Consider the following 21,641-nt stretch of genomic DNA (forward strand, 5'->3'; position numbering starts at 1 on the left):
TCTAAGCCCGAAGTTCCCGGTTCTAAGCCCGAAGTCATTAGTCATTAAGTAAGTCGGTGGGAAAAAACAAAACTGAGTTAAGAAAGGTAAACAAAGCTATAACCCTCTTCCCTTCTGCCTTCTGCCTCCTGCCTCCTGCCTTGCCATAGCGATAAGTTTTAACACTGAGCTACTTAGTTTAAATTTCTCTTTCTTCTGCCTCTTGCCTTCTCCTGAAAATTACTACACCAAGGTTAAATTTACCGACGGATGACAGAAGAAATTTTGTCTTCTTGGCTAGAACCAGTGAAAGGAGGCTTGCGGTTTGGTTTGATGCGATCGCTCATCTGACAAATCACAATATATAGTATTGGCACAACGAACAAACTTAAGAACGTAGCTACTAACATCCCCCCAAATACTGCTGTCCCCAAAGATTGACGACTAGCCGCACCTGCACCACCAGCGATTAACAGGGGAAAAATCCCTAACAATGTAGATAAAGCAGTCATGAGAATCGGGCGTAAGCGTTCTTGGGCTGCTTGAATAGCAGCTTTAGTCAGGGGTAGCCCTTGATTACGCAATTGGTTAGCAAATTCCACAATCAAAATTGCGTTTTTACTCGCCAACCCAATTAGCATCACTAACCCCACCTGACAAAACACATCGTTACTCAAACCCCTAAGTGACTGTGCTGTTAATGCTCCCAAAATCGCCAAAGGGACGGACAGCATAATAATCAAGGGGTCTACATAATTTTCATACTGGGCGGCTAGTACCAAGAACACAAACACCAATCCTAAACCAAAAATCAAAGGTGCTTGACCATCTGAGGTTTGTTCTTCGGCGGTAATTCCTGACCATTCATAGCCCATACTGGCTGGTAAAACTTGCTGGGCTAGGCGTTCCATTGAGGCGATCGCTTGTGCGGAACTATAGCCAGGAGCCGCCCCACCGTTGATTTCTATCGACCGCAACAGGTTATAGTGATTGATGGTTTGCGCTCCTGTGGTGGGTGTCAACTTGACTAAGTTACTCAGGGGAATCATTTTCCCAGCCTCGGAACGCACATATAATTTACCAATATCCCCAGGCTCAGAACGGAATTTAGCATCGGCTTGCACATATACCCGATAAGTCCGCGACAGAAAATTAAAGTCGTTGACGTATTGTGAACCCAAGTAACTTTGTAGGGTTCTAAAGATATCATCTATCGGCACTTGTAAGACTTTAGCTTGGTTGCGGTCTACTGCGATTAACATCTGCGGTGTGTTGGCACTAAAGGTACTAAACACACCTGCTAATCCTGGGGTTTGATTAGCTTGTTCAATCAATCGCCCCATGACTTCTAGCATGGTATTCAAGTCGGTAGTTCCTGACCTATCTTGCAATTGCAATTGGAAGCCGCCGAAATTGCCTAAACCATCAATAGATGGGGGGTTAACAGGAAAAATCCGGGCTTCGGGGATATTAGATAAGACTCCTTGCAACTTATTAATAATTTCCTCGGCTGATTGTCCTGATTGCTGACGTTCATCCCACGGCTTGAGGGTGGTAAAAATTACCCCACTATTAGCTGTGTTACCGCTAAAACTAAAACCACCGATGGCAAAAGTACCAGTTACTTCTGGTAGTTTCAGGATTTCGGCTTCCACCTGCGCCATGACTTTGCTTGTGTAGTTGAGGGAAACCCCCTCTGGTGCTTGAATCAAGGTGATGAAATAACCTTGGTCTTCATCAGGGATAAATGCTGTGGGGACGGAGATGTATAGCCAGCCTGTCAATCCTAGGGAGGTGATAAATAAGCCGATGACGATCGCCTTGATGCGGTTTAATAAATGTAGCGATCGCTCATATTGCCTCTGCATCTGCTCTAAAATCCGGTTCACCCTGCCAAAAAACTGACCAAGTACCCCCCGTGGGTTGGGCTGTTGTCGGAGCAATAAAGCCGATAAAGTCGGCGTGAGGGTGACAGCCAAAAAGGTAGAAATGCCAATAGAAAAAGCAATAGTTAAAGCAAACTGCCGATAAATTTGACCAGTCGCCCCAGGGAAAAATGCCACTGGGACAAATACCGCCATCAATACTAATGATGTAGCAATTACAGCCCCAAATAACTCACGCATAGTTGCAGTTGCAGCTTGACGCGGTGACATTCCCTGGTCTTGAATTAAGCGGGAGATATTTTCGACCACAATAATGGCATCATCAACTACCATCCCTGTAGCTAGAGTCAGACCAAACAGCGTCAAAGTATTGATAGAAAAGCCAAAAACCTTGATAAACGCGAAAGTCCCAATTAATGACAAGGGGATGGTAATGACAGGGATGAGGGTAGTTCGCCAATCTTGGAGGAAAATAAATATTACCAGAACAACCAGAGCGATCGCTTTGAGTAGAGTTGTCACCACTTCTGCTAGAGACTCTTCCACAAAAGCCGTCGTATCAAATGCCACTTGATAAGTCATCCCTGGCGGAAAACTGGCTGCCAACCTTGCCATTTCCCCTTTCACAGCCTGAGCTACCTCTAAAGCATTACTGCCAGGAACCGGAAAAATCCCAATCCCTACTCCTTCTTGACCCCGAAATCGCAGAAACGAATTATAGTTTTCTGCCCCCAATTCTGCCCGGCCGATATCTCTAAATGTAATCAGTGAGCCATCCGCACCGGTTTTGAGAATGATATTTTCAAATTCTGCCACTTCAGTTAATCTACTGACTGCCGTCAAATCAATTTGATACATTTGATCGGCGGGGATGGGTGGCTGGCCGATTTGCCCTACCCCCACTTGGATATTTTGTTCATCCAGTGCATCGATCACATCTTGGGCTGTCAAGTTCCGACTAGCCAAGCGATTGGGGTCAAGCCAGAGGCGCATAGCATAACGGCGTTCGCCAAAAATCCGCGCCTCACTCACGCCATCAATTCTTTTCAGGGCATCTACTATATATAAGTCAGCATAGTTACTTAAAAATATATTGTCATATGTTTGGCGATCGCTATACAATCCCATCGCCAGCAGCAGATTATTCGACTGTTTGCTCACAGTTACGCCAGTACGCTGCACCGCTTCTGGTAACTGTGGCTGGGCAAGAGATACACGATTCTGCACATCAACGGCGGCAATATCTTTGTCCCGTGACGCGTCAAAGGTGACAGTAATCGTACTACTACCATCATTACTACTGCTAGAAGTCATATACTTCATGCCTTGCACACCATTGATTTGGCGTTCTAAGACACTCGTGACAGTTTTTTCGACAACTTCCGCACTAGCACCGACATAATTAGCATTAACAATAATTTGTGTAGGACTAATTTCTGGATATCTATCTGTTGGTAGCGTGGGAATACTAATTGCACCCATCAGCAAAATAATAATGGCGCAGACACTTGTAAATACGGGTCGCTTAATAAAGAAGTTGGCAAACATTAGGGTCGGGGATTGGGGATTGGAAGAAGAGGAATTGGGGCAGAGGGCAGGGTGCAAGGGGGAAGGATTTTCCGCTTTTTCCCAGTACCCAGTCCCCAGTACCCAGTCCCCAGTCCCTAAAGAGATTCCGGAACAATCGGCACACCATCTTTCAGATTGAGCAAGCCTGAGACAATGATTTTGTCTTGTGGCTGCAATCCGGCTAGAACTTGGTATGAATTGCGGCGAATATCGCCTAGTTGCACCCGTTTTTGGCGAGCGACTAATTGAGTCACTCCTTGCGGTGATGTTTCCGTTTCAGCTACATAAACAAAATTATTTCCTGCCACACGAGACACGGCTGTAGTCGGAATTAACACCCCAGGACGCTGATTCCAAATCAGTCTGGCTCTGACTGACTGATCTGCCCTTAACTGATTGTTGGCGTTGGTGTACAAAGCTTTAATCTGAATGGTTTGTGTATCGTTACTGGCGTTGGGAGCAATGAAAAATACCCGACTTGTCCCCAAAACTTGACCTTGAGCGTTCATCATCTCTATAGGCATTCCCTTACGCAATTGGGGGCCTCGTTCTAGGGGGACGGAAACATTCAGTTCTAACGGTTGGTTTTGAGTGATGGTCACTAATTGGGTAGATGTGTTAACAAAATCACCAACTTTTACAGGAATATTACCTACAGTACCTGCAAAGGGGGCAGTAATTCTGTAATCTTGCAGTTGGTATTGTTGCTGTTGTGTATTTGCCTGGGCTTGCTGCCAAGCTTGTTGAGCTTGCACTATGCTAGCTCTTTGGGCTTGAATCCTGGAATCAAGAGCATTCAGACTGGCTCTAGCTGTAGCCAATCTATTAGCAGATTGATCCTTGGTTTGCCGAGACACAGCTCCTTCCTCTGCTAAACTGGCGTATCTTTGATAATCTTGCTGATGTAAACGCACATCTGATAAGTAAGATAATCTTTCAGCTTCCAGTGATTTGAGTGTGGCGAAAGCGTTTTCTAACTGTGCCTTGGCTGCACCAACAGCAGCATCATTACTAATTAAGGCTGCTTGTTGCTGTCTGGGGTCGATTTGCATCACTGCTGCGCCAGGAGTCACAGCATCACCTGGTCGCACGTATATCTGAGTAACTTGTCCTTGAATTCTTGGTTGCAGTTTGACAGAACGTCGGGATTCTAGGGTAGCAACAAAGTCTGTACTGTCCTCGATTGTGCCTACCTGTACAGGGGATATTTTGACTCTTACCCCTGGCAATTGAGCGTTAGCGGCTGAAGGTTCTGGATTAGTTGGGGTGAGTAATCGCCAAACTACTGCTGTTCCGCCTACTAGGAGAAATATGCCAGCTAACAATAAACGTAGCCACCGCCGATGATCAGGGGGTGACTCGTAGGGTGACTGAGGAATGTGGTCTCTAAAATTAGTTTGACGCTCAGAGGATGACATAGCTGACAGCAAACCTAAAAACAAGTGAACTAAGACTGAATCAGAATGGTAAATTTCGTTATGGAGTTTACTGTTTTAGCATGATGATTTATGTCCCATTTTGTGTTATCACATCCAAATATACTGTTTTATAGATATTCCCTAATCTACCTAAAGGTGAATGATAAAAGACAGTTTACAACTTAAGCGATCGCTTGGTTTTTTTCGTTCTTGTGGAAAATCTTCTCATCTTGCTACCATCAGCCATTTTTTAATGTGTGTTAGCACAAAGAATTTATCTCTAAGAATTTTAGATAATTGTTCACTATTAACAATATAAAAAAGTCATAAATGATATGGAAATTTTATTCAAAAATTGACTCAATATTTAGCGATCGCCTGAAAAATCATATTCGCTTGATTTTAGAAGGTTGATTGCTACTCATCCACAGCCATCCTACACAAAGAATGTAGAGACGTTCCATGGAACGTCTCTACAAAGTTTCTTCCAGATAAAAAAATATCCAAGATGTAGGGTGCGTCAGTGTGAGAAAACCTAGCTGTAACAAGAAATTATTCATACTGACGCACCCTTGCATATTAAGCCAGATCAAAAAGCAAAAATTCTGTGCCAATATCTGTGCTGATTTCTAGTTTTTCCTCTCCGTTGATTTGTACACCATCACCTGCTCTTAATTCCTCACCGTGCAAAGTAGCGACACCTTGAGCAATTTGTAACCAAGCATAACGATTGGGTTTGACGTGATAATTAACTACATCACCGGGTTCTAAAATAGATGCGTAGATATTCACATCTTGGTGAATAGTAACAGCACCATCACGCCCATCTTTAGCCGCCACTAAGCGAAGTTGACCACGTTTTTCTTCTGTAGTAAAAGCTTTTTGTTCATATCTAGGAGATAACCCTTGCTCGTCTGGTAAAATCCAGATTTGCAAAAGATGGAGTGGTTCAGTTTTGGAGTGATTGAATTCGCTGTGATGAATTCCAGTACCAGCACTCATAATTTGGACATCACCGGGACGAATGACTGAACCTGTACCCAAACTATCTTTATGCTCTACTGCACCTGATAGCACATAGGTAAGAATTTCCATATCACGATGTCCGTGGGTAGGAAATCCCGCACCAGGAGCAATGCGATCATCATTAATCACTCTCAAAGAACGGAATCCCATACGATTGGGATCATAGAAATTGCTAAAGGAAAATGTATGGTAACTATCGAGCCAAGCAATTTGACTACGACCACGTTCGTTGCGACCATGAATTAAGTAGTTGACTGTATTCGGAGTCATAGATTTACCTCTCTTGAAAATTAGGGAATGGGGAAGGAAAATTTTTGATGTTTTTTGTATGTTGATGAAAAATATATAGTGGTTTTATCTGTGTTTATTTGTGGCTAATTAGTTGAAATTGCTAGAGTTTTTTCGTCTGAATTTGAACTATCTAAATAGTAAAGTATGTACATATAAAATGAAAAGTACGCACTTAAAAGTGGCGTACTTACCAAAAAGATACTATAGGACTCGTATTTGATTTCTGTTGGCGTAGCCTGCGCTAGCGCATAAAAAACTCAGTACACCCCTACTCTCTCCTTTCCTATTGCAAGAATGCCTATTGCCTATTGCCTGACTACGCAGATAATTTTAGAAATCAAAGCGGATTCCTATATTAGGTTTCAACAGCAGATATTCCCCAAGGATTGTTATTTCACAGCAGCTGGTTGTTGAGTTTTAGCAACGCCTGCACCGTTTCCGGCTTTGATGGCTGATGCTTGGAGATGGGCTTCTAAGAACCACAGGCGTTTATCAATAGTGCGGGAAATTTCGGTGTACAAGTCAGCAGTATCAGCATCGCCTAAGTCATCAGTTTTAGCGATCGCTTTCCGGATATGCTGGGCATAGGGTGCAAAACGGTCAGCTAAAGCGGCTACGTGTTCTTGTCCATCCAAAATATCAAAGGGGTATTCTGGCAAGATAGAATTTTTCGCAGCTGCACGAGCTGTTCCTACAGCATATCCGCCTAAAGCTGTGACTCGTTCCGCTACCATGTCAACAAACTCTTCCAACTCGCCTGCTAGTTCATCAAACAATTCATGTAACTGATAGAAATCAGTCCCTTTGACATTCCAATGTGCTTGCTTGGTTTGAGTCTTCAAGTCTAAAGTAGCTGCCAACGTTTGGTTAAGCAGGCTGACAACTTGCTCTCTGACTTCAGCTGGAATATCAATGCGAGTGGGGTACAGGCGTGTTGATAGAGTATTTTCACTCATAATTCTTCCTAATGAGTTGTCACAATTCACTCTACAGATAGTATTGCGATGAGCAGATTGTCCGAAACTTCCTGGCGATAGATTGCGTTTATCTCAGGAAGAATGCCAGCGACAGATGGCTGATATCGCTGAATATGCTATATTGAGGCTGTTTTTAGCTTAAATTTAGGCATGGTGGTTATCTATGACACTGAATGTACCACCAAACAGGCGATCGCGCATGGTGTCATTTTGCAAGAAATCATGAGGAAAGCCTAACTCAATTTGACTGACTTCATGAAGGCGTTGCAGATGTGCTGGGGATAAGATGACATCCAAGGATGCCAAGTTATCTTGCAACTGACTTAATTTTCGCGTCCCAATAATGGGGATAATCACGCCGCTTTGAGTGCGTAACCAAGCTATCGCCACCTGTGAAGGTGTACAGCCAATTTCTGCGGCAACTTGACTGACAACCTCAGCGATCGCTAAACTTCTCTCAGAAATATGACCCCATGCTTGATTTGCCAGTCTTCCTTGTTCTTGCCCTGGTTGTATAGGTTGGTTGTATTTCCCTGTTAGCACTCCACCCCCTAAAGGCGACCAAGGTGTAACAGCTAAATCGAAGGCTTTAGCCATCGGTAATAAATCTCGTTCTGGGGTGCGTTGAATCAAACTATACTCAATTTGCAAAGCTACAAATTGTGTCCAACTGTGGTATTGAGCCATAGTATTGGCTTGAGAAACAATCCAAGCTGGAGTATCAGAGATGCCGATGTACAGTATTTTACCTTGCCTTACCAGATCATCGAGCGATCGCATCACTTCTTCTATAGGGGTGGTGAAGTCCCAAGCGTGCAACCAGAATAAATCAATATATTCAGTATTCAGCCGTTTGAGGCTGCCTTCTAAAGACTGGATTAAATTCTTGCGGTGATTCCCACTAGCATTGGGGTCGCCTTTGCGTTCACCCATGATTTGCGAGGGGAAGGAATATTTTGTCGCCACCACAAAGCGTTCTCGGTCTTGAGCAATTAATTCACCAACAATTTTTTCACTACTACCTTCGGTGTACCCGTTGGCGGTATCAATAAAATTACCGCCAGTTTCCACAAAAGTATTAAATATTTTCTGGCTTTCATCCTTGGAAGCACCACAACCCCAATCTTCCCCAAATGTCATAGTTCCTAAACAAAGTTCAGAAACTCGCAGTCCACTTTTGCCCAAGAGTTTGTATTTCATAAATACTTGCTCACCAGTTTTAGGACAATAAATTTTGGGCTTTGCTGAATTAATCTATAAAGTTGCAATCATATTTCAACTCAGCAATGCCAAGACATGAAAACTCATAATTCGGAAATACAACAGGCTGAAATCTAGCTTTTAATTCTGGCTCCCCTACTGTTGTCAGAGTTGTTTATACTGGATATTTAACAAACTTTGATCAGCAAAATTGATGATCTATTGATCTGAATTTTACTCACTAAATCATATATTAAGATATTTTGCATAACTAACAACACAATAATCAGCCAAATTGGAGTCAATTTCATGAATTACTATGTGATTTACGATGGTAACTGCAATCTCTGCGTCACTCTGGTGCAACTACTAGAAACTTTAGACCACGGTAAACTATTTCGTTATATTCCCATGCAAGATGAACTAGCCTTGGCTCAATGGGGTGTAACATCTCAAGATTGTGAACAAGGAATGATGTTAATTGATGCGAATGCGCCTGATAGACGTTGGCAAGGTAGCAATGCAGCAGAAGAAATTGGACGATTGTTACCCTTTGGTAGCATTTTTGTAGACGCATATCAAGCCTTACCGGGGGTAAAATGGGCAGGCGATCGCTTCTACGAACAAATCCGCGATAATCGTTATACCTTATTTGGTAAACGCTCCAATACCTATCAGTCAGCTTATTGTGTTGATGGTAATTGCCATTTCGATAATTAAAAATACCCTTCCCTATGCAGTCATTACGACAGTTCGCCAAGGAACTAAAAAAAGATGTTTATGCTGTATATTTAGCCAGTAAAGACCCCAGAGTTCCCTGGTATGCCAAACTGTTGGCAATCATCATTGTGGCTTATGCTTTTAGTCCTATAGATTTGATTCCCGATGTCATTCCTGTCATTGGCTACCTTGATGACTTGCTCATAGTACCCCTAGGAATTTGGTTACTCATCAAGTTAATACCCCCATCTGTATTGTCTGAGTGTAGAGAGAGGGCTGAGATAGAGCAATCTTCAAGTAAGCCAACTAACTGGGTGGCGGCTGGTGTTGTTGTGGCTATTTGGCTTTTGTTAGGAATTTTAGTTGTATTGTGGCTAGGAAAAATTTTTAAATAAAATTAATCACTCGATTTAGTAAATACCTCTAAAATCTGGCGGCAAACTTGTTTTAGCCGATCGCCAATTTCAGGGGAAGGAGCAGATTCGCCCACAAAGCCCCAATTTTCCACTGTAGAGAGTCGCCATACCTCACCGCGATGATCAAACCCTGCTACCTCTAAGCCAATTGCTCGTCGTGATTTCGTGATGGGATCTTGGTGAAAGCGGATTTGAATTAATACACTGCGACTGCGCCAAGATTTACTGACACCTGGAAAATGAAAACCAATATCTATAGAATCTGGATCAATTAATTCTCTGGTGTCTGGATCATTGTGCCAAGGTTTTAAATCTGACTTAGCATCAGGAAACTCAAATTTGAATAAATTAACCACCGTAGCAATTTTGCTGGCGAGTTCAAGGTTGGTTGCCTGTTCAGCTGCATTCACGAAAAAACACTCCTTGATTTGAACTGACGAAAGTGGGGAGTGGGGTTGGGGATTGGGGACTGGGGACTGGGGATTGGGTAAAAGTTGTTCTCCTCTGCTCCCCTGCTCCTTCTTTGCCCCTAATTAAGCAATTGTACTTAAAATTTTTCCAAAAACAGCTCACACTGAGCTTTTTGTGGAAAACACCATGTGCTATATCAAAATTTTTTTACAAAATCATTTGCAAGTAAGAACGATAAATTACCTCAGCGATCTAAAATTACACTGTGAATCGGCAAAAGGAAACCAACCCATTTCAGTGTATGGCGCGTCAACGCTCAATCATTTCATTACTGCTTGTACTTGTAGCAACTTTTCTAGTTAGTTGTGGTAGTCCTACTACCGCAGTTGCACCTCCAACTTACACAGCTGCTCAAATTGAGAAAATTCAGGTTCACTCTCCTGAAGTTAAAGCTGTGCGCGATCGCGCAGACGAACTGAAAACTCTTATTCAGAAAAAAGAATGGATCGATGTGGGTAATTTTATCCACGGCCCGATGGCAGAAGTTAGGTTGAGTATGACCTATATCACACCCAACCTGCTACCTAAAGAACAAACCGCAGCTAGGCAAATCACTAAAGATTTGCTCAACCACCTAGTTAAAATCGATCAGGCTGCTAGCACTGGTAATACTCAACTGGCCTTAAGTAACTATCAAGCTGCTTTTGCAGATGTTGATCAGTTCCTCCAATTGCTTCCTGAAACCCCCAGTGAGTCAGAAGCTAGCTAAGGACGATAGAGGAAAATAAGAGAGGATGAGGGGGATGAAGAAGATGAGGGGGATGAGGGGGATAAGGGGGAGCAAAATTGGAAATTGACTCCCCCATCTCCCCCCACTTCCCCTACTCCCCACTCCCCTATTTCCCCGTCCTGTAAGTAAAAATCATGAATGTAATCATTATCGGCTGTGGGGTGATTGGTGCAGCGATCGCCTATGAACTCAGCCAAGTCCCAGGCATTAACATTACAGTTTTCGATAAACAGCCACCAGCACAAGCTTCTACAGGTGCAGCCCTCGGTGTTCTGGTGGGGATAATTAGCCAGAAAGTCAAGGGTAAGGCTTGGCAAATGCGGCAAAATAGCATCCAACGCTATGAAACTTTGATTCCTGAATTAGAAGCTTTAACTGGTCTTACTATCCCTTTCAACCGTCAAGGTATACTTCATCTGTGTCTAGCAGAAGATAATTTAGCAGACTGGGAAAATTTAGCAGCAATTCGCCATTCCCAAGGTTGGCAATTGGAAGTTTGGGATACGGTAAAACTGAAAGATATTTGTCCTCAAGTTAATCATCCCCAAGTTACTGGCGCTGTCTACTCTCCTCAAGACCGCCAATTAGACCCTACCGCCTTAACTCTAGCTTTAGTTGCAGGCGCACAGAAAAAAGGTGTAACTTTCAAATTTGGTGTTAATGTCTTAGGAATTCCCACACCAGCAACTAGCCAATCTATTGCAGTTGAGACAACAGCCGGAAAATTTAGCGCCGATTGGCTGATTATCTCTGCTGGCTTGGGTTCTACAGAACTGACTGCACAACTCCATCAAAAGGTAGATATTCGTCCTGTATTGGGGCAAGCATTGCAAGTATCTTTAGGTCATTTTTTAGGAAATCCTGACTTTCAACCAGCTATCAATGGTAATGATGTGCATATAGTACCGATTGGTGGCGGAGATTACTGGATAGGCGCAACAGTGGAATTTCCTAGCAATGGCGATGAGATCCCACCCAATCACGAACTCTTAGAATCCGTCAAACAACAAGCTATTGCCTTTTGTCCAGAGTTAGCAACAGCCAAAATTATCCGCACTTGGTCAGGTTTGCGTCCCCGTCCAGAAGGTCGTCCTGCCCCTGTAATTGAGACATTACCAGGGTGTAATCATGTCCTGTTAGCTACAGGACACTATCGCAATGGGGTTTTACTGGCTCCCGCAACAGCTAGCGCAATTCGTGAGAAGATTCTGAGTGGGGAGTAGGGAGTAGGGAGTAGGGATTGGGGATTGGGGGAGATGGGGGAGATGAGGGGGAATTTTTGAGGAATGCTCAATGCCTAATGCCCTATTCTCCGTCGTTTGAATAAATTTTTAGGAAAGTAGCGTGTCAATAACAGAAAATAAAATAACCATAGATGGTTTTGAGTGGTTTTATCGGGAAGCTGCACCAATTGGTCAAAGTGATTTATTGCCTGTGGTTTTATTGCATGGGTTGGTATCACAAAGTTACAGTTGGCGGAATATTATGCCAGCTTTAGCTAGTCAGGGAACACGAGCGATCGCACCAGATTGGATTGGTTATGGCTTTTCTGGCAAGCCGGAAAAAAGAGAATTTGCTTACACTCCTGATGCTTTTATTAAAGCTTTAGACGGATTTATTAATGCTTTAGAACTGGACAAGTTCTCTTTAGTTGTACAAGGTTTTTTAGGTTCTGTAGGTTTACAATATGCCTTAAGAAACCCCGAAAAAATTGTCAACATAGCTATTTTAAATACACCAATTTCTACTACTGCCAAATTACCTTGGAAAATTCAACAAATGGGTTTACCATTGGCAGGTGAAATGATGACCCAAGACCCCCTATTAGTTGACCGGACTTTAGAAGGTGGTAGCCGTTATCGTATTGAAGACAAAGACTTAGATGTTTATCGTAAACCCTTTTTGAAAACTTCAGCCGTGGGGCGGGCGCTGTTAGCAACTATTCGCAATTTACAATTGCCATCAGCTATGTCAGAAATTGAATCTGGCTTTAAACAATGGCAAAAACCAATCCTCATTCAATGGGGTATTATTGACCCGTGGTTGCCTATAGATGTAGCAGAAAGTTTCGCTAAATCTGTACCCGATGCCGAAGTAATTAAATTAAATAACGTCGGTCATTATCCACAAGAACACTATCACAAAACAATTCTAGAAGACCTTCTCCCCTTTGTACGTTGTGCTGAGTGAGTGCTGACTGGGGAGTGCTGTTAGCAGAGCAGGGCGTGAGCAGCGTGCTGAGTAAAATATTCATCCCCAGTCCCCAGTCCCTACTCCCCACTCCCCTCTTTCTCCGGTACAGGATCATAACCACCGGGATGGAAGGGATGACAACGGAGGATGCGCCAAATAGCCATCCAGCCACCGCGAAATACGCCAAATCTTTCAATGGCTTGGATGGCATACATTGAACAAGTCGGCTGGAAACGGCAAGTTGGGGGGAATAATGGCGAGATCAATATTCTGTAGCCTTGAATTAACCAAATCAATAATTGCTTCATCGTCACCTAAATCCTATAAATTGGTAAACAGGGTAAATCTGTTCTATCTATTAACATCTTTTGTTGACTTCATTTCCTGATTTAATCTCCAATCCCCCTTTGTGGCTGCAAATTTCTATAGTTGCGGCTTGGGTGTCTTTGATTCTGGCGATCGCTGGATTGGTAAGTCGCTTTGCTACTAGCGATCCGGAAATTATCCGCAAAATTGTTCATATCGGTGCTGGTCATGTTATTTTCATCGCTTGGTGGTTAAATATTCCTGCCAGTGTAGGGATTGGAGCTTCCATTGTGGCGAGTGTAGTCACGCTATTGTCGTATATATTCCCTATTCTCCCAGGTATCAACAGCGTAGGCAGACAAAGTTTAGGCACATTTTTTTATGCTGCTAGTGTAGGTATTTTAGTGGCTTGTTTTTGGTACTTGCAACAACCCCAGTACGCTGCGATCGGTATGATGGTTATGGCTTGGGGTGATGGACTAGCAGCTTTGATTGGTCAACGCTTTGGTAAACACAAGTATAAAATTTGGGGAGCGCAAAAAAGTTGGGAAGGCTCTTTAACAATGGTTTTAGTTAGCTATTTGGTGTGTAGTTTAATTTTATTGGGTGTATTCGGCAATATTTGGCAAACTTGGATAGTAGCATTGGCAGTTGCTGTTGTTGCTACTGCTTTAGAAGCTTTTTCATTTTTAGGAATTGACAATTTGACTGTACCACTAGGCAGTGCAGGTTTAGCTTTTGCATTAATGCAAATTCTGCCAATGTACTTAAATAGATAATGAATGCTATTTTACTGCAAACAAATCAGCAAAATTCATATCTATTGCTAAATCAATTTGATAATAAATAAATGTTTTTTTGATAAAATTTACTAAGTAAAAATTTGACTATTGATATCGTGTTGATTGCAATAATAAACACGATATGAATTAATGACCATACTGATAGAGTTTAGATATATGTTGACTTTTCCTACACCTACTTTTTTCAATTCTTATTGGGAAAATAGCTTTCAGTTAGAGCATCATTTACAAACCTTTTTGAATGTAGAAGCTGACTTTTTAACATCTAAAATTCAAACAGGTTTAGCGGCTATGGCTGAATTAGGCCAAAATCAATTTAATTGGGAGACAGTTAACGATTTTTACAGTAATCAAGTTGGTCATAATTATTTATTCGATTTAGCAGCTTTCCATTTAAATAGTCAAGAATATATTCAAGATACCCTGCGTTTAATTGCAGATCAAGCTAGTGGTAAAGTCTTAGATTTTGGTGGTGGTATTGGTACTCATGCTATTGCGGCGGCTTTGTGTCCTCAAGTCACGCAGGTGATATATTGTGATATTAATCCCATCAATCGTGAATTTGTGCAGTATCGGACAAAAAAACTGGGCTTAGAAAACAAACTGATTTGTACTGCGGAATTTCCCACGACAGAATTGTTTGATACTATTTTATGCTTTGATGTTTTAGAACATCTACCAGAACCAAGTAACCAGTTAGTAAAGTTCTATCATGCACTTGCATCTGAAGGTAAACTTATCCTCAACTGGTACTTCTTCAAAGGATTCAATAATGAGTATCCTTTTCATCTGGATGATCCGACAGTATTAGATAGTTTCTTCCGCACAATTCAGCAATACTTTTTAGAAGTTTTTCATCCGTATTTGATTACAGCTCGTTGTTACCGCAAATTATTATAGTTTGAAGTAAGTGAGGTAGACCATGAGTAATAAGTAATGAGTAATGAGTAAAAAATTTACTTATTACTCACTACTTATTACTCATTACTTTTCAATTATTTGCTGTATCAGAATAATGACCACTAATGAGATTTTCTTTAGTGGTTTTTTAATAAAACAAATTTTTAGTAAATTAAATAACTAAACTTATTCCCTGTAGTAGATATGAAATAACCTAATTTCTTACCCCAGAGAGTAGAAGTATTATTTGGCTAAATTTAAATAAAAAGTGAGCAAGATACTTTCAGATTAAAAAAATAAATTTTTGGCAACAATGAGCTTTTTTAATTCTTCACAGCCACCTCTAAGGCTCAAACAAGCAACTGTAGATGAACATGAAATAAAAGGAATTTGGCACGTTAATTGGAAAATTGGCAAGATAAAACTTTATTCCACTTTTTACACTTGCATTGATCAAGCTTGTATATTTTGGAGTTTATTGCTGATTCCCATGTTTATTACTGCTCAGTTTCTCCCTATTAGTTGGAGTTTGCAAGCAACTTGGTGGTCATTACTCAGCTTGATTGGTATCGTAGCAATGGTAATTTGGACGCATTATTGGGTAAAAATGCACCACGTTAAATGGGTGCTGTATTCCTGGGTGATACTCATGCTATTTGGGGTGATATTAACTGATTTAAGTATTTTCTTAGGCTGGGGTAAAATCTTGTTGAATTTGTGTCCATTATGGTTGGGATTGAGTACAATCGGCTACTTGTGTACTGGTTTAGGGGTGCGATCGCGTGCTTTAATCTTTACAGGTCTGCTGCACTTACTCTTGATTTTTATTTTGCCTTATGTTGTGGCGTGGCAATTTCTCACCACTGGTGCTTTGATGGTTTTTTCCCTATTACTGCTAGCAGAATTCCAGTGGGATGGTTTATAGGTTTATAGTCAACTTCCCAAAACCCAGCCTAGCTTTACTTTTGGTAGCTCAGATAACTTTGCATCTACTATAAGTAGTAAACTTCTAAGTTGCATTTATGTCTCCAGGTTTATGAATTCATAGAGAACAGTGCGTATAGTTAAGTTCTTAGATGGTGTTTCATCTAAGTCATGTAAGTGAGGCTAATAATCATGTGTTTATCCATAAATCCTTGGTTCATACACCTACTAAGCATCTGCGATCGCTATTCCGAATAACTGAATGATTACAGAGTAAACTGTTGTGAAATTTCCCACATAGCACCGTAAACTTGGGAATTTGATGATATTACTTCAATCTAAATATTTCGGCTTGATTCTGTTTAAATAAGGGAACTGATAACCAGTTCTTCTGTAATGCTGAACTTGGTATCATCCTAGAAAATTCTCTAGGAAAAGTAACACAAGGTATTTTACACAAGACTATAGGGATCAGCAGCACAGCTACCTTTTGTTGGATAAGGTTAGGGTTATGCTATGGCTGCACCGTGTTCTTAAGTTTCATCTGTCTAAATTCAGGCAGATAACTAAGAGCCATACTCATCTATTTCATTTATTTGAAAACTACCATATAAGGCTTAGGGCTTTTAGTTGTGATGGCACTAAATAATTGTGCTAAAACAGCTAGATTCACAATTTTTTTGGTAAGTAAATGTTAAAAACTATGTCTGAACCTTTGATTAAAAAAGGGGAGAGGAGGTAATAGTAATTCGCTCAACGTAAGTGAGGGTTTTGAGGGAGTTTGAGCGTTCTCCTCTATTTTCTCTAGACGTTACTAACGCCAGATGACTAAGAAAAGTGATGACTTTACCAGCGCACTCTTTTCTTGTTCCCCGTCTCTAATTATATCAATCCATCAACATTATGTTCGCTAGTATTAGCAACATTTGTGGACATTTCGCATTGAGCTTCTAAAGTTGCTAGATGCGATCGCCCATCCACGCTTTGAATTCTGCCTTTTTATCCTGAAAATAGGTAGTTTCACGTTTTGTTGTGATGAATAGTGCCTGTTGATTTACCAGGCGATCTATTCACTGAGTCTACTTTCTGCACACATATATATAGAAGGTGCAACACTGTGAACACCTTACGCCAACACATCAATAATTTTTGGCAGCAATCAAATGAGCCAAATCCAGAGCAACTGCCGACATTAGAAGCCAACGAGTTTCTCCCCCATATTGGTAAATGGACAACTATTGGCGGCGGAGTCGTCTTAAGTCTGTTTGTAGCTGGGGTTGGTTTGGCAACTATCCTTAAATACAACATCACAGTCAAAGTACCTGCAACTATTCGTCCTGTGGGAGACTTGCGGGTTGTGCAGTCGCTCATTAGTGGCAAAATTCAAAAGATTGACATTGCAGAAAACCAAACGGTAGCACCAGGAGAAGCGATCGCTTATATTGATAATTCCCGCCTTCAGAACCAAAAAAGCCAATTACAAAACCTGATTCAGCAGATTCAGTTACAACAAAATAACATCAATGCTCAACTCAAAGAACTTGATGCTCAAATTGCTGCCCAAAACATTTTAAATTACCGCACCAATCTAGCTGTACAAGCTGAACTTAGTGGTACACAACGCAACTATCAAGACCAGCAAATCAAAGCTATGGCTGATATGACACAAGCCCAAACAGCCTTAACTTTAGCTAGGATACAACGCGATCGCCTCCAACGAGACAAGCTGCTCCAGCTAACCGTAAAAGAAACTGAAGCCGCCTTAAATTTAGCGAGAGTCCAACGTGATCGATTACAAAGGGAAAAACTATTAACAGCATCCGTAGAAGAAGCCGAAAATGCCTTGAAATTAGCCAGAGAACAGCGTGATCGCTTACAGAATGAAAACCTCTTAACCACAACTTTAGAAGAAGCCGAAGCCGCCTGGAATTTAGCTAAAGCCCAACAAGAACGCTTACAACGGGAAAGACTGTTAACAGCATCCGTAGAAGAAGCCGAAACCGCCTTGAAAGTTGCTAGAGAACAGCGCGATCGCTTGCAGAATGAAAACCTTTTAAGCGCCACAGTCGAAGAAGCAAAAGCCGCTTTAAATGTAGCGATCGCCCAACGTGACCGAATGTTACCCATAGTTGCATCAGGAGCGATCGCTCGCAATACCTTTGAAGAAAAAGAACAAGCTGTGATAGCAGCAGAGGCGAAACTCGCACAAGCCAAAGCCAACGCCAAAAACCTCTTAGAAGAAAAAGCACAAGCCGTCATTTCGGCGGAGGCGAGACTCGTACAAGCCAAAGCCAATGCCAAAAATCTGCGTGAAGAAAAAGGCCAAGCCGTTATCTCAGCCAAAGCCAAACTTGAGCAAGCCAAAGCCAACGCCAAAAACCTGTTAGAAGAAAAAGCACAAGCCATCAAATCAGCCGAGGCGAAACTGGCTCAAGCCAAAGCTAACGCTAACAATCTGCGCGAAGAAAAAGCACAAGCCGTTATCTCAGCCGAGGCGAAACTGGCTCAAGCTAGAGCCAACGCCCAAAACCTTCTGGAAGAAAAAGACCAAGCTTTGACAACCGCACAAACGAATTTAATCAAGGCCAGAACCGGTGTTAATCCTAGTGATGCTCCTGTAACGGTAGCATTAGAACGAATTCAGCAAGAACAGGCAAGAGGTATAGCTACTTTAGCCGCTTTGAACAAAGAAAGAGAAACCCTTCTACAACAACGCTTAGAATTTCAAAAACAACTGGATAGAAGCCGCAAAGAACTGCAACAAACAGAAAACGACATTAACCAGAGTGTAATTCGCGCTCCCATTGCCGGGACTGTATTGCAATTGAACTTGCGTAACCCAGGCCAGGTAGTGCAACCAAGTGAAGCGATCGCTCAAATTGCTCCCCTCAACGCCCCCTTACTGATTAAAGCTAATGTACCAGCCCAAGAGATTAACAAAATCAAACCCGGCCAACAAGTCCAGATGCGGGTTTCCGCCTGTCCCTATCCAGACTATGGCACTCTCAACGGCACAGTCAAAACAATTGCACCAGATGCCCTACCAATTGCCAACAATAGCCCAACACCAAGCGTGAGAGCATCCGCCTACGAAGTCACAATAGAACCACAAACTCCTTACGTTGGTAGAGGCTCAAGGCAATGCCAACTCAAATCAGGAATGGAAGGACAAGCAGACATTATTTCCCGTCAAGAAACAGTCATGCGATTCATTCTGAGAAAAGCCAGATTAATTGCAGATATGTAGGGCTTGGGGACTGGGGATTGGGGATTGGGGATTGGGAAGACTCTCCCTTATCCCCCTCATCCCCCACCCTACGGGAAGCAAGCTACATCCCCCTCTGCTCCCCCTACACCCTTACATCCCTACAACCTTAAAATAGGTACATCACTCATGTTTGGTCTATTCAAATCCCGCAAAAATTACAAGTGTGTTTTACAGTCAAGTGAAGAAGACTGTGGAGCAGCTTGTCTAGTGTCAATTTGCAGGCATTACGGACGCTTTTTAAGCCTCAATAAAAGCCGAGAAGCTGTAGGAACAGGACAACTAGGTACGACTTTATTAGGTCTCAAACGCGGTGCTGAACATCTGGGTTTTAATGGCAGAGCAGTAAAAGCTGCACCTGAGATCATAGACCGAATCAAAGAACTACCATTGCCTGCAATTATTCATTGGCGGGGCTATCACTGGGTAGTTCTCTACGATAAAAAAGGGCGAAACTATGTCATAGCTGATCCAGCCGTGGGCGTTCGCTATGTCAGCCGGGAAGAGCTAACAACAGCTTGGAATGGTGTGATGCTGCTAGTAGAGCCAGATCCCACGCGCTTTGCTCAACAACCCCAAGAAAAACCACAGCACGGGTTTGCTCGCTTTCTCAAGCGCATCATCCCTTATCGGGGACTACTCACCCAGGTATTCATGCTCAACATTGTTCTGGGTGTACTCGCTCTAGGTACTCCAATTCTGATTCAGCTGCTAACAGATGATGTTTTGATTCGCGGTGACACTCAGTTACTAACTGTTGTCGTCACAGCCGTTGTGATCATGAACTTGTTTAGTAGCAGTATGCAAGTCATGGAATCAACGATGATTGCTCACTTTAGTCAAAGGTTACAACTAGGTCTAGTCTTGGAGTTTGGGCGCAGAATACTGCAATTACCTTTGACTTACTACGAAGCTCGTCGCAGTGGAGAAATTACTAGCCGACTCAGAGATATTAACGAGATTAATCAGTTAGTTTCCCAGATTGTCATCCTATTACCTAGCCAATTTTTCATTGCTGTCATCTCGTTCTGCTTGATGCTGTTTTATAGTTGGCAGCTATCAATAGCAGTGATTTTCATCGGTGCGTTAATGAGTTTATCAACTCTGCCACTTTTACCGGTTTTGCAACAAAAAACGCGCAGTTTATTAGTTTTAGGGGCAGAAAATCAAGGTGTCTTGGTAGAAACTTTTAAAGGCGCACAGGTTTTAAAAACAACTAATGCCGCGCCACAATTTTGGGATGAATTACAAAGCCGTTTTGGACGGTTGGCTAATCTCACTTTTAGCACCATCCAAATAGGAATTATCAATAATACGATTGCGAGCCTTTTCTCTACCCTTGGGGGTGTAACTTTACTGGGACTAGGCAGCATTTTGGTAATACAAGGTCAGTTGAGTATTGGTCAAATGCTGGCTATTAATACTCTCCAAGTTAATGTTCTGGCGTTAATTAGTACGTTGGTGGGTTTAGTAGATGAATATTTTCGTTCTCAAACTGCTGTTTCTCGTCTATTAGAAGTGATTGATGCTACCCCAGAAGTAGATGAGAAACAGCAAAAGCCAGTAGCGCAAATAGCTGGTGATGCAGATATTCGTTTTTCCCATATCAACTTTCATCACCCTGGTAGAGTGGATTTATTGGAAGATTTTTCTCTCAAGCTACCTGGAGGACAGGTTGTTGCTTTAATTGGCAAGTCAGGTTGCGGTAAAAGTTCTTTAGCAAAACTCATTGCAGGTTTATATCAACCAAATTCTGGGAATATTCGGATTGGTTTTTATAATATTCACGATTTAGCTCTGGATTGTTTACGACAACAAGTAGTTTATGTCCCCCAAGAACCTCATTTCTGGAGTCGCTCAATTTTAGAAAATTTTCAACTAGGAACGCCCCATATTGCCTTTGAAGATGTTGTGAAAGCTTGTCATGTTGCTGATGCTGATGGTTTTATCAGCCAACTACCTAATAAATATCAAACGGTGTTAGGGGAATTTGGGGCAAATCTCTCCGGTGGACAAAGACAAAGATTAGCGATCGCCAGGGGTATTCTCACTAATCCACCCGTCCTAATTTTAGATGAAGCAACTGCGGGATTAGACCCCGTTAGTGAAACTCAAGTTTTAGATAGACTCTTAGAATATAGACAGGGCAGAACCACAATTTTGATCACCCACCGTCCGAGCGTAGTTCATCGCGCTGATTGGATTGTCTTACTAGATCAAGGTAAGGTGCAACTCCAAGGCACTCTAGAAGATTTTCTTGCTCAACAGGGAGAGCATTTAAAGTTTTTAACTGTGTAAGTCTTGTGGTTATACTAAGGGATAAAAATTTCAAAATTAATAATTCAAGTTTGCAATAAACGCTTTATAGATGTACAACATTGTGCATCTATTTTTCTTAGTAAACTCAGTAATTAGAGTGATCATATTAATTGAGTCTAATTCTGACAGTTAAAAATGTACTTAACTCAATTTTCATGTGTCAAAAGTCAGAAGATCAAGATATTATTAATTACCACTTTAGACTAATTTAAATTAATGGCAAATATTAAATAATAAACACATAGGTG

General features: G+C 41.9%; 17 protein-coding genes and 1 pseudogene. 10 read left to right on the forward strand and 8 right to left on the reverse strand.

Features of this window, described 5'->3' with window-relative positions; translation table 11 throughout:
- Window positions 1–239: 239 nt before the first annotated feature.
- The 5 genes from NOS7524_RS26475 to NOS7524_RS26495 form a co-directional block, all read right to left on the reverse strand.
- Complete coding sequence (locus NOS7524_RS26475) at window positions 240–3,413, reverse strand: efflux RND transporter permease subunit (protein ID WP_015141558.1); 3,174 nt, start codon at window positions 3,411–3,413, stop codon at window positions 240–242.
- A gap of 116 nt (window positions 3,414–3,529) precedes the next feature.
- Window positions 3,530–4,852, reverse strand: a complete 1,323-nt coding sequence (locus NOS7524_RS26480) for an efflux RND transporter periplasmic adaptor subunit (RefSeq protein ID WP_015141559.1) — start codon at window positions 4,850–4,852, stop codon at window positions 3,530–3,532.
- A 579-nt stretch (window positions 4,853–5,431) separates the two neighbouring features.
- Complete coding sequence (locus tag NOS7524_RS26485) at window positions 5,432–6,148, reverse strand: pirin family protein (protein ID WP_015141560.1); 717 nt, start codon at window positions 6,146–6,148, stop codon at window positions 5,432–5,434.
- Window positions 6,149–6,558: 410 nt separating this feature from the next.
- Window positions 6,559–7,125 (reverse strand): DNA starvation/stationary phase protection protein Dps, encoded by a 567-nt coding sequence (gene dps, locus NOS7524_RS26490; RefSeq protein WP_015141561.1) that lies wholly within the window; start codon window positions 7,123–7,125, stop codon window positions 6,559–6,561.
- Between the two features lie 165 nt (window positions 7,126–7,290).
- A complete protein-coding gene (locus tag NOS7524_RS26495; protein ID WP_015141562.1) occupies window positions 7,291–8,346 on the reverse strand; it encodes an aldo/keto reductase in 1,056 nt (351 codons plus the stop codon).
- Window positions 8,347–8,655: 309 nt separating this feature from the next.
- Here NOS7524_RS26495 and NOS7524_RS26500 point away from each other — a divergent pair, with 309 nt between their 5' ends.
- Both NOS7524_RS26500 and NOS7524_RS26505 read left to right on the forward strand, forming a co-directional pair.
- The gene (locus tag NOS7524_RS26500; RefSeq protein ID WP_015141563.1) at window positions 8,656–9,066 is read left to right on the forward strand and encodes a thiol-disulfide oxidoreductase DCC family protein; all 411 of its coding nucleotides are present in this window, start codon (window positions 8,656–8,658) and stop codon (window positions 9,064–9,066) included.
- A 14-nt stretch (window positions 9,067–9,080) separates the two neighbouring features.
- Window positions 9,081–9,461, forward strand: coding sequence for a YkvA family protein (locus NOS7524_RS26505; RefSeq protein ID WP_015141564.1), 381 nt, complete (start codon window positions 9,081–9,083; stop codon window positions 9,459–9,461).
- A gap of 2 nt (window positions 9,462–9,463) precedes the next feature.
- On the opposite strand, the gene NOS7524_RS26510 is transcribed toward NOS7524_RS26505, so the two are convergent.
- A complete protein-coding gene (locus tag NOS7524_RS26510) occupies window positions 9,464–9,892 on the reverse strand; it encodes a hypothetical protein (RefSeq protein ID WP_015141565.1) in 429 nt (142 codons plus the stop codon).
- Window positions 9,893–10,158: 266 nt separating this feature from the next.
- Here NOS7524_RS26510 and psbQ point away from each other — a divergent pair, with 266 nt between their 5' ends.
- The 3 genes from psbQ to NOS7524_RS26525 all read left to right on the forward strand — a co-directional run bounded on the left by psbQ (window position 10,159) and on the right by NOS7524_RS26525 (window position 12,873).
- A complete protein-coding gene (gene psbQ, locus NOS7524_RS26515) occupies window positions 10,159–10,662 on the forward strand; it encodes a photosystem II protein PsbQ (protein ID WP_442789472.1) in 504 nt (167 codons plus the stop codon).
- Window positions 10,663–10,817: 155 nt separating this feature from the next.
- Window positions 10,818–11,906, forward strand: coding sequence for an NAD(P)/FAD-dependent oxidoreductase (locus NOS7524_RS26520; protein WP_015141567.1), 1,089 nt, complete (start codon window positions 10,818–10,820; stop codon window positions 11,904–11,906).
- Between the two features lie 121 nt (window positions 11,907–12,027).
- A complete protein-coding gene (locus NOS7524_RS26525) occupies window positions 12,028–12,873 on the forward strand; it encodes an alpha/beta fold hydrolase (RefSeq protein ID WP_015141568.1) in 846 nt (281 codons plus the stop codon).
- Between the two features lie 80 nt (window positions 12,874–12,953).
- Here the strand turns inward: NOS7524_RS26525 and yidD are convergent, their stop codons facing one another.
- Entirely contained in the window at window positions 12,954–13,184 is a 231-nt protein-coding gene (yidD, locus tag NOS7524_RS26530; protein ID WP_015141569.1) for a membrane protein insertion efficiency factor YidD, read from the reverse strand.
- A gap of 60 nt (window positions 13,185–13,244) precedes the next feature.
- Here yidD and NOS7524_RS26535 point away from each other — a divergent pair, with 60 nt between their 5' ends.
- The 5 genes and pseudogenes from NOS7524_RS26535 to NOS7524_RS26555 form a co-directional block, all read left to right on the forward strand.
- Window positions 13,245–13,961 (forward strand): diacylglycerol/polyprenol kinase family protein, encoded by a 717-nt coding sequence (locus tag NOS7524_RS26535; protein WP_015141570.1) that lies wholly within the window; start codon window positions 13,245–13,247, stop codon window positions 13,959–13,961.
- Between the two features lie 180 nt (window positions 13,962–14,141).
- Complete coding sequence (locus NOS7524_RS26540; RefSeq protein WP_015141571.1) at window positions 14,142–14,885, forward strand: class I SAM-dependent methyltransferase; 744 nt, start codon at window positions 14,142–14,144, stop codon at window positions 14,883–14,885.
- Window positions 14,886–15,198: 313 nt separating this feature from the next.
- Window positions 15,199–15,810 (forward strand): hypothetical protein, encoded by a 612-nt coding sequence (locus tag NOS7524_RS26545; protein WP_015141572.1) that lies wholly within the window; start codon window positions 15,199–15,201, stop codon window positions 15,808–15,810.
- A 1,116-nt stretch (window positions 15,811–16,926) separates the two neighbouring features.
- A complete protein-coding gene (locus NOS7524_RS26550) occupies window positions 16,927–19,056 on the forward strand; it encodes an HlyD family efflux transporter periplasmic adaptor subunit (protein ID WP_015141573.1) in 2,130 nt (709 codons plus the stop codon).
- Between the two features lie 147 nt (window positions 19,057–19,203).
- A pseudogene (locus NOS7524_RS26555) lies at window positions 19,204–21,102 on the forward strand (peptidase domain-containing ABC transporter); the annotation flags it as partial.
- Between the two features lie 136 nt (window positions 21,103–21,238).
- Here the strand turns inward: NOS7524_RS26555 and NOS7524_RS31240 are convergent.
- Entirely contained in the window at window positions 21,239–21,406 is a 168-nt protein-coding gene (locus NOS7524_RS31240; RefSeq protein ID WP_442789473.1) for a hypothetical protein, read from the reverse strand.
- Window positions 21,407–21,641 lie beyond the last annotated feature (235 nt).

The organism is Nostoc sp. PCC 7524, assembly GCF_000316645.1.
Lineage (GTDB): Bacteria > Cyanobacteriota > Cyanobacteriia > Cyanobacteriales > Nostocaceae > Trichormus.

Bases quoted from the DNA above. Each gene is read 5' to 3' on its own strand.
- NOS7524_RS26475 (WP_015141558.1), bottom strand. From the start codon at position 3,413: ATGTTTGCCAACTTCTTTATTAAGCGACCCGTATTTACAAGTGTCTGC.
- NOS7524_RS26480 (WP_015141559.1), bottom strand. From the start codon at position 4,852: ATGTCATCCTCTGAGCGTCAAACTAATTTTAGAGACCACATTCCTCAG.
- NOS7524_RS26485 (WP_015141560.1), bottom strand. From the start codon at position 6,148: ATGACTCCGAATACAGTCAACTACTTAATTCATGGTCGCAACGAACGT.
- dps (WP_015141561.1), bottom strand. From the start codon at position 7,125: ATGAGTGAAAATACTCTATCAACACGCCTGTACCCCACTCGCATTGAT.
- NOS7524_RS26495 (WP_015141562.1), bottom strand. From the start codon at position 8,346: ATGAAATACAAACTCTTGGGCAAAAGTGGACTGCGAGTTTCTGAACTT.
- NOS7524_RS26500 (WP_015141563.1), top strand. From the start codon at position 8,656: ATGAATTACTATGTGATTTACGATGGTAACTGCAATCTCTGCGTCACT.
- NOS7524_RS26505 (WP_015141564.1), top strand. From the start codon at position 9,081: ATGCAGTCATTACGACAGTTCGCCAAGGAACTAAAAAAAGATGTTTAT.
- NOS7524_RS26520 (WP_015141567.1), top strand. From the start codon at position 10,818: ATGAATGTAATCATTATCGGCTGTGGGGTGATTGGTGCAGCGATCGCC.
- yidD (WP_015141569.1), bottom strand. From the start codon at position 13,184: ATGAAGCAATTATTGATTTGGTTAATTCAAGGCTACAGAATATTGATC.
- NOS7524_RS26540 (WP_015141571.1), top strand. From the start codon at position 14,142: ATGTTGACTTTTCCTACACCTACTTTTTTCAATTCTTATTGGGAAAAT.
- NOS7524_RS26545 (WP_015141572.1), top strand. From the start codon at position 15,199: ATGAGCTTTTTTAATTCTTCACAGCCACCTCTAAGGCTCAAACAAGCA.